The organism is Bacillus kalamii (assembly GCF_047238185.1).
In the GTDB taxonomy this organism is placed as follows: Bacteria; Bacillota; Bacilli; order Bacillales; family DSM-1321; genus Bacillus_AD.
The window spans coordinates 155,659-168,759 of sequence record NZ_JBDFMI010000006.1 but is presented as its reverse complement, the minus strand read 5'-3'; the positions used below and the strand labels follow the sequence as shown (position 1 = coordinate 168,759).

The following is a 13,101-nucleotide window of genomic DNA, read 5'->3' as shown; positions in this document are numbered from 1 at the left end:
GAAAAGAATCATGGGTTTAAAAACGAAATTAGCAGTAGGAATTATGTCAGGTGCACTTGGATTATCACTAGTAGGCGGAGGAACGTGGGCTGCGTTCAACGACGTGGAAACAGTAAGTAATACATTTGCTGCAGGGACGTTGGATTTGGGGAAAGGTGATGCTACGGAAGTATTCAATATTAGTAATTTGAAGCCGGGTGATTCATTCAAAAGATCTATTACTCTTAAAAATGAGGGATCATTGGATATCAACCAAATATTCTTGAATGCATCTAGTTTTAAAGATTGGAAAGATAAGGATGTTCTTGGCTTGAATGGAAAACTTGCTGGGGCCGGAAATAACTCGATTGATGAATTCTTAGGTCAATTTACGGTAACGATTAAAAAAGGCAGCACATTTGTTTATGGGGAAAATGGCAGTAAAACGTTGGCTGACTTGAAAGCAGAAGCCACTGGAAATAACGGAAGCGGCGTAGAAATTACCGGCACTGATAATAAAACAGTTGGTCTAGCTTCAGGAGACAAAACTACTGCTTGGGAGTTCGAAGTGAAATTCAAAGAGGACAACGCTTTAATCTCTGGAACTAGACTACATGCCCAAAACAAATACCAAGGTGAAGGAGCTAAAATTGACTTCGTATTCGAAGCCACTCAAATGCCTGGGGAATCAAAATAAAGATAATTTATTCAGTATATGCAGAGCGGTTTAGCAATAGACCGCTCTCTTTTATAGAAAAACAAAGATTATTTATTTTATTGAGGGGGACATATGATGAAAGGTCAATTAATTAAAGGAGCCTTAGCGGCTGTATTGGGATTATCGCTGGTAGGTGGCGGAACTTACGCTGCATTTAATGATGTGGAAGCAGTGAACGCGAAAGTAGAAGCTGGAACACTGGACTTGGCTGTCAGCCCGAAAGTGGTATTTAATATTTCAAACCTTAAGCCTGGCGATATGATGGACCGCAATTTTACGATTATGAACAAAGGATCGCTGAACATCGAAAAAGTATTAATGCATACGTCCTATACGGTTACCAAAAACAATCAGCCAGTAGATGCTGCTCTTGCTAAGGAATACGCTGATCAATTCTATGTCTATTGGTTTACAACAGAGTTGCAGCCTATTTTGGATGGCCTTGGCAAATCTGTTTCAGGATTGACGGATTTAACGGCAGCCAATCATTCTGTTGATATTACATCATACCTAAAGCCTAGCTGGTTATTGCCGATGCTTCGTCCAGACCTGCCTGTAGGAGACAAAGACCATATCATTATGGGGCTTCGTTTTAAAAATGATGATGAGCGTGAGAAAAACAGCAGGCTCTTTAAGCAAAATAAATTCCAAGGCTTGAAAATGGAAGTGAAATTCGATCTTGAAGCTACTCAATATAAAGGAGAACAACGATAATCCTTATGACCATTAAAAGGAAAATAATCACTGGCGCATTGAGTGCTGTCTTGGGAATTTCTCTAGTAGGAGGAGGAACGTGGGCAGCCTTCAATGATGTGGAACAGGTACCGGCAAAAGTACAAGCAGGAACATTGGACTTGGCCGTTAATCCGAAAATCGTTTTTGATGTACCCAATCTTAAACCTGGGGATAAGATGAGACGAAACTTTGAAATTACGAATGCCGGTACACTCGATATTGAAAAAGTACTCATGCATACCTCCTATGACGTGTTCAATAAGCAAGGGAAAAAGGTAAATGACAAGGCGCTGGCAAGAGAGTTTGCCGATCAATACCTTGTTACCTTCTTTACGACCGACGGAGCAAAAATTGCTGATGGATTGGATAAAACGTTAGCGGAATTAAAGGAGAAGACGGACAAAAATCAATCGATCGACATCACTACCTTCATTAAAGTCATTACGAAAGATAATGATTTGCCTGTTGGAGATACAGACAAAATCGTAATGGAGCTATTTTTCAAAGACAATGTGACACGCGAAAATAATAGCCGCAAATTTGTCCAAAACAAGTTCCAAGGCTATTCACTGAAATTGAAATTCGATTTGGAAGCCACCCAATATAAGGGTGCTGAAAAATAAGAGAGGAGAATGAGAGTTATGAATGTAAAAGCAAAGCTGATGACTGGTGCATTGAGTGCCGTAGTCGGTATCGCTCTTGTCGGAGGCGGGACGTGGGCTGCCTTTAATGATACCGAACAAGTGGCTGCCAAGGTGGAAGCAGGCAAGTTGGATTTGCTTCTCCTAAATGATAAGGGTACGAAATTAGATAAGCTGTTCGAAATCTCCAATATGAAGCCGGGCGATTATATGGAGCGGACATTTACACTGAAAAACAACGGCACATTGGCCATAAAAGATGTGTTGATGTCTATCAATTTCTCGGATTTCAAAGATTATGTATCGCCGAGCGGCGATACGGATGTTTATGGAGAGAACACTGCACTGGATTTCCTTGACCAATTGGAATTATCGGTAGTGACCGTAGGCGCTGAAGGCGGAAGCGGAGGCTTCCCTAAGGCCATTATCCAGGAAGGCAGCCATATTACATTGGCTGACGTCTATAAAGCCACTAATCTTTCCTATACAGGAGGAGATGCAGCTGCAGCCAGATCTAAAATTGCTGCGGCCGTAAATCCGAGCGCTTATTGGGTAGCCGATCAAAATCGCCTGAATGTAGCGACGCTGAATCCGAATGAATGGACTGGTTTGCCGGTTAAACCATATGATCCAGATAATGTAAAAATCAAAATTACATTTAAGGATGATAAAGAGAAAACAGCGGATGGCAAGCTGTATGTCCAAAATAAATACAATGGCGACAGCATCGGCGTCACGTTTGAATTCGAGGCCCGCCAATGGCAAGGTCTTGATGTCCAGCCATCAGACCAGGATGCCAATGGATACATCAAATCAAATGAAAAAGCCAATAACGGAAAATAAAGATTTGGAGGTACTGGAATCATGGGCCTAATCACAGCAAAAATCGCAGGAATGGCCATTGCAAGTGTAGTTACGGTGGGGGCGGCATCAGCCGGTTTTGTCGCTTTTAATGGACATAATACGATGATGGAAGCAAAAAAGGATATTTCCAAATATGCCAACGCAGCAATCGGCTTGTCTTTTACCCAGGATACATTGGTTGATTATATCGATCAGTTTAAAAAGAAAGTGAAAGCATCCATTGCAAACGCAAACTCGATCATCAGCAATAAGAATGTATCAATCGGTTCCTTGCAGGGGCAAGTAAAGGATCTTCAGGCTCAAGTGAAATCATTGAACGACGAATTGGCTACGATTAAGAAAGCCTATGATGAACTGCAAAAAGAGCATAAAATCACGAAAGATGAGCTTGCAGCCAAAATAAAGGAATTGGATGAAACCAAAACACTTTTAGCGAGCACACAGGCGAACCTGGAAGCAGCCTTAGCCGCCAACGCCGACTTGAAAAAACAGAATGATGATTTGGCCGATCTGAATACTAAATTGGTCGGTGAAGTCAACAAAGCGAACGCAGATGCAGCTGATCTGCAAAAAGAAATCGACACACAAAAGCGGCGGACCGATCAAGGCATTTCGGATAATTTAAAACAAGGCGATATAGATGCGATTGGATGGGATGTGGATGCGGTGGTCGATAATGGGCCCGCGCCTGCTAAAACAACACCTAAACAATCAGAACAAAAACCGGCTGCATCTACTCCTTCTGATCAATCCGTACAACAGTCAGAGGATGCTGCGCCGCCAACTTCTGAGGAAAGCAGTAAGTAAGCAAGGAATGAAGTGCTTGGATAGTCAACGGTTTCTACCCAAGCACTTTAGAATAAAGAGTGCCATCACATGATGGCACTGGCTCATGAGTGAAATGAGAGGTGGAACAATGGGCTTTAAAAAGCGCAGTTTCAATTTTGTGTGGATGTTCCTAGTGGCCTTCTCCGTTATTAGCCTTCTTTTCCCGCAAGCAAGAACCTTCGCGGCCAATGAGGAGATCGCCATAGACACGGATGCACCAGGGCATGTGTTGATCAATGTAAAGAATTTAAAGCCAGGCGATTGGATTCCAAGGAATATCACCATTTACAACAACGGGAAAAGAAACTTCAAGTATACAACGAGCGCAGAGAATCGGTCATTATCGGAAAAACTGTTTAAAAAAATGACATTGCAGGTGAAGCAAGGAAATACATGGTTGTATAGCGGGTTGCTGCAGGATTTTGAAAAATTGTCTCCGCGCTTCCTGGCAAGCGGCTCTTCAGAGGTGCTGTCTTTCAGAATAGATATTCCGGGAGAATTGGGAAACGACTATCAGCAATCGAAAGCCAGCGTGGATTTAGTATTCACTGCAGAAGCCACCGATGATACGGGAGGGGGCGGAACTACCGATCCTGGTGATAATGGCGGAGGCAACAACCCTGGCCCGGGAGACAATGGCGGAGGCACTAATCCAGACCCAGGCGGCAACGAAGGAGGCACTAATCCAGATCCAGGTGATAACGGGGGAGGCACTAACCCAGATCCAGGCGACAATGAAGGCGGCAACAATCCAGACCCAGGCGGTAACGGAGAAGGGACTAATCCGAATCCGGGAGGCAACAATGGTGGCGGAACAAATCCAAACCCGGGAGACAATGGGAATGGGAACAATTCAGGCAATCCGCAGACATCTCCAAGCCCTTCCACACCGACCCAATCTGGAGGCACTTTGCCTAATACAGCCACTGACTTCTATAATATTTTAATTCTAGGATTTTTGGTTGGAGGAGCCGGAGCGGCTTTATTGTTTATCCAGCATCGAAAAATGACTAAGAATCGATAGGGGAAAATGAAATGTATCGAAAAAACTGCCATAAATGCAATCGGCCTTCCTTTGGAAGCTGCCAGACCGGTGAATGGATTTGCCCGGTCTGTGGAGAAGATTTGACTGCTCTTACAAGTGTGGATGCGGAGCTTTTCGACCGCTCATCAAGACGGGAGAGTCTGCAAAAATGGATCTCTGTTTATCAGCTGTCAAAGAAACAAAGAGTTTTGTAGGAATCCGTCAGAAACTGTAGGAAAATATAAACGCACTTTAACACTGTAAATACGTTATTTTCATACCGGTCATAGTATAATGAATAAAAGAAACATCGCACCATGATCTCACACACTTTTCAATGAACGATATAGAACATTCTGTATATCTAGTTGAAAGGGCAAACTTATCGAAAGGTAAGGGCGCAAAGCTACAGATCTAAGGCGCAGGAGTTGCTAGGATGGCTGGGCTGCCTAAAGTACAGAGTATTTTAGGAGGTTTCAAATCGAATGGAAAATGAAGCAAAGAATGAACACTATGATCATGAGTGGATGGATCTAATGAAAGAAGCTAAACAGAGCGGCATCAGTAAAAGTGAAGCACTGGCATTTATTCAAAGCTGGTCTTATTTGATCAGTGAACAGGCATGACCGAAAGTGGAGGCATTTATGAAAAGAGTCAGATGTGAAAATACCCTCAGTGATGTCCGTTAATCGCTTAGGGTATTTTAATGCTTTATTTTGTTTTTTTGTTTTTCCATTTGTTGAACTCGATGAATTCTTTGAAGTCCTCTTTAGAAACGCCGGATTTCATGGCTTCTTCCACAATTTGCAGCCATTCAGAGTCAAGTGATTCCTCGCTTTGTTTGTCATGCAATAAAGAATCAACCGGGACACCCAACACACCGGTTATTTTCTCCAGGAATTGGACAGATGGATTGTTTTGCAGATTTCGTTCCAAAGAGCTTAAATAGGATTTGGCAACCCCTGCTTTCTCTGCTAGTTCAGACATTGACATTTTCTTTTCTTCTCTTATCTTTTTAACACGATCTCCAATTTTCACGATAATCACATCCTGGAAGTAATTTGCATTTTTATTAAGTATCTATTGTACATAATTCCCTTGGACGGGCAACAAGGAAAAGGTGCTTATGTGATTCATTATAGAGTATTTAAAGCTAGTTGTCTTACATAAATTGGACGATTTTTCGCAGAATCATGTATTCTTTTGCATAAATAAAGACCTATTAATCCATCCAGATAAAGTAATCTGTTATCTTAGATACTAATTCTTGTATAATCAGTGTATTTGGAATAGAATGAGTACTCATACGAGCCCTGTACAACCAGCCACTGATTGAATATAAGAATGAGTGAGGGATCCAATGATGAAGGATATTGTGTTAATTTTGATTCTGCAGTTGATTTACGTTCCTTGTTTTACACTAAGGACCATTTTCCTAGTCAAGCAATTGAAGGTACAGGCGGCCCTGCTCGGTTTTGTTGAATCACTTATTTATGTATTCGGCTTATCCATCGTATTCAATGGCAACCAAACATTTCTAGGTATGATCGTATATGCTGTCGGCTTCGGGATCGGTATCTTGATCGGGACGGCTATTGAACAAAAGCTGGCCATTGGATTCACTACGTTCAATGTTAATTTGCCGACGAGAAACCAGGAGTTGATTGACCATCTCCGTGCTGATGGATATGGTGTGACCATCGTTTCAGTTGAGGGATTCGAAAGTAAGCGATACAAACTGGAAATATTGACAAAACGGAGTATGGAAGACAGCTTGATAGACTTGATTAGGGAATATGAGCCTAATGCGTTCATCATCTCATATGAACCTCGGCGTTTTATTGGCGGCTATATGCTTAAGAGCATGAAAAAGCGCAAGAAAAAAGTGGATGATAAAGTGAAATGATAGATGTAGAGGAAAGGCTGCCGATTATGGCAGCTTTTTTTTGAATGTATTGTTAACAATCGTTGAATGATTAGTGGACTGGAGGAAATGTGAAGAATACATTTAATGCATTTTATTTATAAACTTCACAATTAACACACATACAGAATTATCTTTTTTCTCATTTTTGTTAGTTAATGGAGAATACAGTCATTTGTTAGAAAATTATTGATAAAATTATACAAATATATCTTTTAATTATCAATTGCGATAGTTTTTGTAAAAATTAGCGTTCATATAATAGTCGTTTTATATAGAAATGTATTTATCTAATTAACATTTAATTTTTTCAGTATAGTATGTATAATGAATTTGTGCATCGTATCAGTCAGACATTTACATTTTTATAGGAATTCATTTTTGCTCAAATATTCACTATAAATTATATGAATATTATATTTAGAGACTGATAGGTGTATTTCTTTTGTCTCTTGCATATCGTGAGAGGCTACTATTCATTTGGCACTATCTATCATTTGATAGATAAATAAATATCCATCTTGGGAGGCTACACACAAATGGCTTACAAAGCAAAATCGTATCGTAAATTCGTGGCAACTGCTGCTACAGCAACTCTAGTTGCTTCTGCTGTTGCTCCATTAGCATCAGCTTCATCTTTCACAGATGTAAACACTAACTACAAAGAAGCAGTAGATTTCGTAGTATCAAAAGGCGCAAACGGTTTAACTGAAAAGGAATTCGGCGTGTACAAAAACATCAAACGTGGTGACGCTGCAGTCCTTCTAGTGAACGTACTTGGCCTTGATGTAGAAAAAGCTCCTGCATCAGGTTTCAAAGATGTACCTGCACGTGCGGTAAAAGAAGTAAACGCACTTAAAGAAGCTGGCATCACTTCTGGTAAAACAGAAACTTCATTCGGATTCGATGACGAAATCACTCGTGGCGAACTAGCTATTTGGATCCAAAAAGGTTTCGATCTTAAAGCGAAGGATGACAAAGAAATTCCTTTCAAAGACGTTAACAAAAACTACACTGCAGCTGTTAAAGCCCTAGTTGACAACGGTGTAACAAATGGTACTTCTGAAACAACATTCGGAACTACTGACAAAGCTATGCGTGGAGACTATGCTAAATTCTTGTTCCATGCTGACCAAGCTAAGAACCCTGTGGTAACTACTCCTGAAGTTAAGGAAGTTGGTGCAATTAACGCTAAAACGTTAAAAGTAACTTTCAATGGATCAATTGATGAAGCTAAAGCTAAATTCGAAGTGAAAAAAGGTTCAGTAACAGTTAACGTAGCAAAAACTACAGTTTCTGATGATAAAAAATCAGTACAATTAGAACTAGCTAGTAAATTATTTGAAGGTGAATATACAGTTAATGTAACTGGTTTATCTGAAGAGAAACTTTCTGGTTCAGTTAAAGTAGAAAATGAAAAAGTAGATAAAGTAGAAATCCTTTCTGAAAACGCACCTTTAGTTATTGTAGGAAATGATAAGAAGAAAGCTACAGTTGCTTACCGTGTATTAAACCAATATGGTGAAGATATCACGAAAGCAGGGTTAGCATCTTCAATTAACTGGAATGCTTCAAATGGTGTTATTGCTGAGGATGATAATAAAGGTGTTGTTACTTTAACAAGCACAGTAGATTACAAAGTAGGAGACAAAGTTGTTTTAACTGGTATTAACCAAACTACAAGTACTGTTGTAACAAAAACATTAACAATCTCTGATAAAGCAACTGCGGATAAAGTAGAGTATCAAGGTGTATACCATGCAGATGGTAAAGAACTTAGTGGCGGAGTAGCAATTGAGGAATTTGCATTACTAATGAACATTACAGACCAATATGGTAATGTAATGAAAAATGCAGATGATTTAATGCTTTCTTCTTCAAACCCATCAATCATTGATGTGAAAAACGTTGTTGACAAACAAGGTAAAGATAAAAATCAATTAGGCTTGAAATTCACTGAAGGAGAAAACTACTCTAAAGGTGGAAAAGTTATCATCACTGCTATTACAAAAGGTACTGGTCATATTGCTCAAGTAGAGCTTGATGTAAAAGCTGCAGCAACAGTTGATACATTCTCTCTTTCAGCTCCTGAAGAAGTTGTAGCTGCTAATGAAACTGTAACGCTTCCATTTACAGCTGTTGACCAATTCGGTAATGCGGTAACTAAGTACTCTGATCTTAATGGTAAAGTAAAGTTCTCAAACGATAAAACAAAACTTGAGAAAGATGCTAAGGGTAATGCGGTTGTTAAATACACAGCTGGTGATAAAGGCATTGACGTAATTATCGCATCTGTACAATCAACTGGTAAAGTTTCTACATTACAATTAGATGTAAAAGAAACTGCATATGCTGCATCTATCGAACCATTAAAAGATGTTACTACAACTTTGGCAATTGGTGGTACATCAGAAATTAAATTAGGAAACATCGTAGTAAAAGATCAATATGGTCGTACAATGAAGCTTGATGATAAATTAGCTAAAACAGCTAATGAGACTAATGTTGGTAAGTACTCAGTTGGATTTGAAACTTCTAAAGATGGCGTTGTTTCATTATCAGAATCTGTAATTAATGCTAAAGATGGTTCAGTAAAAGTAACAGGTGAGAAAAAAGGTTCTGAAGATGTAACAGTTACACTTAAAAAAGTAGTTAAAAACTCTGAAGGTAAATATGCGTTCGAAGATGTAAACACAAGTGCTTTAACAGTAGGATTCTCAGTAGCTGAAAAAGCATCATTTGAATCATATGAAGTAGGTGAAGTTGGTACTTTATATGCTGATGGTGCAGAGCATACTCATGCTAAAACATTAAAAGTTTACGGTGTAACTAAAAATGGTAGCAAGGTATTAATTCCAACAAAAGATTATACTGTAATCACTGATTCAAAAGTTGATTATACTACTGATAACAAATTAGACGTGTCAGCAAGTGCTAATGACTTATTTGGTGATAAAGATGAAATTACTTCTACTGTGAAGGTTATTGTTGATGGATATGAGACTCCTGTAACTGTAACTAAAGAAGTAACTATTTCTAAAGTTAAACCAGTGGCAACAACAATTGAAGTGAATGATGAAATGGTTACTGAGGGTGCAGCAAATATTGCAGCAGGAATTTTAGATGCAAATAATGATGCACCAGCATTAAATACTGTTCTAAAAATAAAAGATCAATATGGTGTAGAATTAACAACTACAGAAGATGGAGTTAACGCAATAAAAATTTCTGCAACTAATTTAGTGGATGCAGATACAAAGAATAAACAATTAAAAGTTGAAAATAACGGTACGTCTACTATTGATATCCAAGGTGCGGAAGTGAATGATACATTTAATATCACTTATACAGTAGGAAATACTAATACAACTGTTAAGTACACTGTGGTTAATTCTACTGATATTGCAGCAACTGCACAAAAAGCTGAAAATACATCTAATTTTCCTAACAAAGATAATTTAAATGCTTTCTTAACTCAGCTTGGAGAAGAAGGTGTTATTACTTTCGGTGAAAATGGCAAAATTACAGTAGATACAGCGAAAGTGACAGAAGAGATGAAACTTTTCGTTACTACTAACTATGGTGGAACACAAGTTCCAGTAGCTGTAGAATTTACAGGGCAAACTCCTAAGATTTCTAACATTGTAACTATTATAGATTCTAAAGGAAAAGCAGTGAATGATATTTTGAATGTTGATCCTAACTGGAATAATGAGTTTATTACTTGGGTAGAATTAGACTCTACTAAAGTAGCAAATGGAGAAAATAAATACATTGTAAACTTTAAAGGTGAAAAAACATCAGAGTTTACAGTAGAATATACAACTTCTCAAGAAAACTAAACGAAACGATGCTTAATAAGCTAGTTTACTAGTGAAATAAGTGGATTATATGCCTCCGATAATTTCATGCTTTTATACATGATTTTAAAAGAGGCGTTTTTTCTAACTATTGTTTTCTGAAAATAGGTTAAATTACTATTATTGTAAAATAGTCAAAATACAATAGCCTAATCCTCCTGCATCCAGAGATGTTCTAACAGACAGAAGGGGTGAAGTCAGGTGAAGTCGTACTAAATAAGTTGAGGCGGGGCTCCATAAAAGATAGCTATGGCTAGGAGACGAATCCATGTTTAAGCAGGGTGAGGTAGTGAATGTTACGAATAGCTAGGAGTTTAGCATTCATCCTTACATTTGAAATGATGTAATGGAGATCAGCATAATTGACTATAAAACTGGTCTTTCTCATTCCTGAATAGTGGAAGCCTAAGGTTATCAAAAAAAGGAACAGAAACAATGGAACGTTTGAAGTCTTGCTAGAAGAGGTGTGTTAGCACCAATGAGGCTAGTAAGATGGCGGCAGGTTCGTAGTAGTGATGACCATCAGCCATTTGTATTTCTATGGTAACATAGAAAGAGGGTAAAACTGATGTGAGCGAAGGGACCTAGTCAGTGGTTTAACAACTGCTGATGGCACGCCGTATGCGCTGAAAGGTGCCCGTGCGGTGTAGGCTCTAAACGAAAGCCTAATTAAATAGGTATAAGTAGAGAATAGCGATAGCAACTTAATTCAAAATGAAATTGATAAGGCAGAAGGTCCTATTAATGTAGCTGATATTGTTGGAGATAGTGTAGATGGTGATTTAGATTTAAAAATAAAGGCTGATCAAACAATTAATTTTGGAGATGTTAAAGTTACCGGTGATACAAACATTGCGGTTTCTACTAATGCAATTGTATCTGGCGGTGAATTTGGAACATTAACATTACAAAAAGCAACACCAACTAAAGCAGTTACTAATGCTACTGTAAAGAATGTAAAAGCTGATTTATTAGATGTAAAAGCTGATTTAACTGTTAAAGTAGTTAACGGTGAAGGTATTGCTGAGTATATATACCCTTGGTGGAAAACCAGCATCACTAAATGATGAATGTATCGTAGTCGAGAATAAACTAATTGATATTTTTGAACAAGCAGGAGCAGCTACAACAGAAGAAGGTAAAGTAACAGGTGTATATGTAACTTTAACTGAAGAAATTACGAAAGTAGTTGCTACAAATACTGAACTGTCGCAGTCTGATGGTAAACCATACAATGTAGTGTGGAACTTAGGAGAGTCTGTTGATAATATTGCAGTCACAAAGGGAAACACAGATTCATCAAATCCAGATAAAATGAGTTATCAAATTTATTTAGATTTCGCTGAGTTCCAAACACTTCCAAGTGAGACTGAATACAATAACAATCCAATTAAAATGGAAGTTACTGCTGCAGGGAAAGTTTATATTTTTGATTTTACTACTACTTTAATTGACGATCTTTTTGAATTATAAAGGCAGGTACTGTTACGACCATAAAAATGTCGAAGTTTAGTAGGCTAGAAGAAAGGCTTTATGTAGAAAAATCTCAATAGAGCCTTTCTTTTATTAAAACGTAACAAAGATGAACGCAAGCAGATATTTTAGATTTGATAAGCTTCAACAAAGCCCTAATTCTATACAAGGAGTTAGGGCAACTTCTATGTACGGAGGAATAAGAAGTAGATTGTAAGCATTTTGTTGTCCTTTGCTTAATCAAAAAGAATAAATCAACAGCATTCAACGCTTGTCACATTGATTCTTTAAATGCTACAGTTGTACATCCCAGAAAGGTAATGAAGGCAGCTAGGTGACAGGTATTTATTAAGGAGAAATTTAAATCATTTCCTAACGTTGTCAAAACTCATACTTTCTACTCATTCACTTACCATCCTCCTTATTAGTACAATTGTGTTGTGTAATAAATTCCCATTTATTTATTGTTGGATTGATGGTTTTAAACTAAAGTATAGAAAGTTTTTAAGGAGGAACTAATGAAAAAAATTGTAGCGATCTTAGTTGTTTTGACTTTGTCACTGTCTGTTTTCTCTGTTCTGCATGCAGAAGCAAAACCGGCCAATGAAAGAGTTCTAAAGCTTACAGTTAACTCACACATTTATTATGTTGATGACGTAAAATATATTGGGGGAAATGAGAAGGTTGTCCCGCTTATTAGAAATGGAGCAGTTTATGTTTCAGCGAGAACTCTACCCAATTGGTTTGGTACACCTAGCTCTTATAAATCAGGTCAATTCAGAATTGTAGCTAAGAATAGATCGACACTTTTCGATACACATAAAAAGAAAATATATATTAATGGCCGTCAATTTACTACCCTACATTCTTTCATTTTTGAAGGAAAACTATATTTACCTATTGGGCGTGTGGCTGATGCTGTCGAACAACCGCTTCTACGGAATGGAAATGCAATAACGATTGGACACACTAAATAAAGTTCAGAAGCTGCCAAAGGAAAATATTGATCGAGACTACCAAAGCAGTGAGAAGTTTATATGATTATTGCTTCGACT

The 13,101-nt window shown here is 38.2% G+C and carries 13 protein-coding genes, 1 pseudogene and 1 riboswitch; of the genes and pseudogenes, 13 read left to right on the top strand and 1 reads right to left on the bottom strand.

Annotation, left to right across the window (positions count from 1 at the left end; all coding sequences use genetic code 11):
- The first annotated feature begins 10 nt into the window (after positions 1–10).
- The 8 genes from ABC357_RS18640 to sinI all read left to right on the top strand — a co-directional run bounded on the left by ABC357_RS18640 (position 11) and on the right by sinI (position 5,415).
- Entirely contained in the window at positions 11–676 is a 666-nt protein-coding gene (locus ABC357_RS18640; RefSeq protein ID WP_412889103.1) for a TasA family protein, read from the top strand.
- Between the two features lie 96 nt (positions 677–772).
- Positions 773–1,411, top strand: coding sequence for a TasA family protein (locus tag ABC357_RS18635; protein WP_412889102.1), 639 nt, complete (start codon positions 773–775; stop codon positions 1,409–1,411).
- Positions 1,412–1,416: 5 nt separating this feature from the next.
- Positions 1,417–2,055 (top strand): TasA family protein, encoded by a 639-nt coding sequence (locus ABC357_RS18630; protein ID WP_412889101.1) that lies wholly within the window; start codon positions 1,417–1,419, stop codon positions 2,053–2,055.
- An 18-nt stretch (positions 2,056–2,073) separates the two neighbouring features.
- Entirely contained in the window at positions 2,074–2,916 is an 843-nt protein-coding gene (locus tag ABC357_RS18625; RefSeq protein WP_412889100.1) for a TasA family protein, read from the top strand.
- 21 nt (positions 2,917–2,937) lie between these two features.
- A complete protein-coding gene (locus ABC357_RS18620; RefSeq protein ID WP_412889099.1) occupies positions 2,938–3,744 on the top strand; it encodes a hypothetical protein in 807 nt (268 codons plus the stop codon).
- A gap of 109 nt (positions 3,745–3,853) precedes the next feature.
- On the top strand, positions 3,854–4,789 hold the full coding sequence (locus ABC357_RS18615) for a hypothetical protein (protein WP_412889098.1): 936 nt from the start codon (positions 3,854–3,856) through the stop codon (positions 4,787–4,789).
- A gap of 11 nt (positions 4,790–4,800) precedes the next feature.
- Entirely contained in the window at positions 4,801–5,004 is a 204-nt protein-coding gene (locus ABC357_RS18610) for a hypothetical protein (RefSeq protein ID WP_412889097.1), read from the top strand.
- Between the two features lie 150 nt (positions 5,005–5,154).
- Positions 5,155–5,242, top strand: a riboswitch (cyclic di-GMP riboswitch).
- A 32-nt stretch (positions 5,243–5,274) separates the two neighbouring features.
- Positions 5,275–5,415 carry a DNA-binding anti-repressor SinI gene (sinI, locus tag ABC357_RS18605; RefSeq protein ID WP_412889096.1) on the top strand — a complete coding sequence of 47 codons (141 nt, stop codon included), beginning with the start codon at positions 5,275–5,277 and terminating at the stop codon, positions 5,413–5,415.
- 85 nt (positions 5,416–5,500) lie between these two features.
- Here sinI and ABC357_RS18600 read toward each other — a convergent pair whose 3' ends face one another.
- Entirely contained in the window at positions 5,501–5,827 is a 327-nt protein-coding gene (locus tag ABC357_RS18600) for a helix-turn-helix domain-containing protein (protein ID WP_412889095.1), read from the bottom strand.
- A gap of 325 nt (positions 5,828–6,152) precedes the next feature.
- Here ABC357_RS18600 and ABC357_RS18595 point away from each other — a divergent pair, with 325 nt between their 5' ends.
- The 5 genes and pseudogenes from ABC357_RS18595 to ABC357_RS18575 all read left to right on the top strand — a co-directional run bounded on the left by ABC357_RS18595 (position 6,153) and on the right by ABC357_RS18575 (position 13,023).
- Entirely contained in the window at positions 6,153–6,695 is a 543-nt protein-coding gene (locus ABC357_RS18595) for a DUF2179 domain-containing protein (protein ID WP_412890071.1), read from the top strand.
- Positions 6,696–7,252: 557 nt separating this feature from the next.
- On the top strand, positions 7,253–10,555 hold the full coding sequence (locus ABC357_RS18590) for an S-layer homology domain-containing protein (protein WP_412889094.1): 3,303 nt from the start codon (positions 7,253–7,255) through the stop codon (positions 10,553–10,555).
- A gap of 1,029 nt (positions 10,556–11,584) precedes the next feature.
- The gene (locus ABC357_RS18585) at positions 11,585–12,046 is read left to right on the top strand and encodes a hypothetical protein (RefSeq protein ID WP_412889093.1); all 462 of its coding nucleotides are present in this window, start codon (positions 11,585–11,587) and stop codon (positions 12,044–12,046) included.
- Between the two features lie 224 nt (positions 12,047–12,270).
- Positions 12,271–12,384: pseudogene (locus ABC357_RS18580) on the top strand (DNA repair protein RadC); the annotation flags it as partial.
- A 180-nt stretch (positions 12,385–12,564) separates the two neighbouring features.
- On the top strand, positions 12,565–13,023 hold the full coding sequence (locus ABC357_RS18575; protein WP_412889092.1) for a hypothetical protein: 459 nt from the start codon (positions 12,565–12,567) through the stop codon (positions 13,021–13,023).
- Positions 13,024–13,101: the final 78 nt, after the last annotated feature.

Excerpts from the sequence above, each read along its gene's own strand:
- ABC357_RS18640 (WP_412889103.1), top strand. The coding sequence starts at position 11 with ATGGGTTTAAAAACGAAATTAGCAGTAGGAATTATGTCAGGTGCACTT.
- ABC357_RS18635 (WP_412889102.1), top strand. The coding sequence starts at position 773 with ATGAAAGGTCAATTAATTAAAGGAGCCTTAGCGGCTGTATTGGGATTA.
- ABC357_RS18630 (WP_412889101.1), top strand. The coding sequence starts at position 1,417 with ATGACCATTAAAAGGAAAATAATCACTGGCGCATTGAGTGCTGTCTTG.
- ABC357_RS18625 (WP_412889100.1), top strand. The coding sequence starts at position 2,074 with ATGAATGTAAAAGCAAAGCTGATGACTGGTGCATTGAGTGCCGTAGTC.
- ABC357_RS18620 (WP_412889099.1), top strand. The coding sequence starts at position 2,938 with ATGGGCCTAATCACAGCAAAAATCGCAGGAATGGCCATTGCAAGTGTA.
- ABC357_RS18615 (WP_412889098.1), top strand. The coding sequence starts at position 3,854 with ATGGGCTTTAAAAAGCGCAGTTTCAATTTTGTGTGGATGTTCCTAGTG.
- ABC357_RS18610 (WP_412889097.1), top strand. The coding sequence starts at position 4,801 with ATGTATCGAAAAAACTGCCATAAATGCAATCGGCCTTCCTTTGGAAGC.
- sinI (WP_412889096.1), top strand. The coding sequence starts at position 5,275 with ATGGAAAATGAAGCAAAGAATGAACACTATGATCATGAGTGGATGGAT.
- ABC357_RS18595 (WP_412890071.1), top strand. The coding sequence starts at position 6,153 with ATGAAGGATATTGTGTTAATTTTGATTCTGCAGTTGATTTACGTTCCT.
- ABC357_RS18590 (WP_412889094.1), top strand. The coding sequence starts at position 7,253 with ATGGCTTACAAAGCAAAATCGTATCGTAAATTCGTGGCAACTGCTGCT.
- ABC357_RS18575 (WP_412889092.1), top strand. The coding sequence starts at position 12,565 with ATGAAAAAAATTGTAGCGATCTTAGTTGTTTTGACTTTGTCACTGTCT.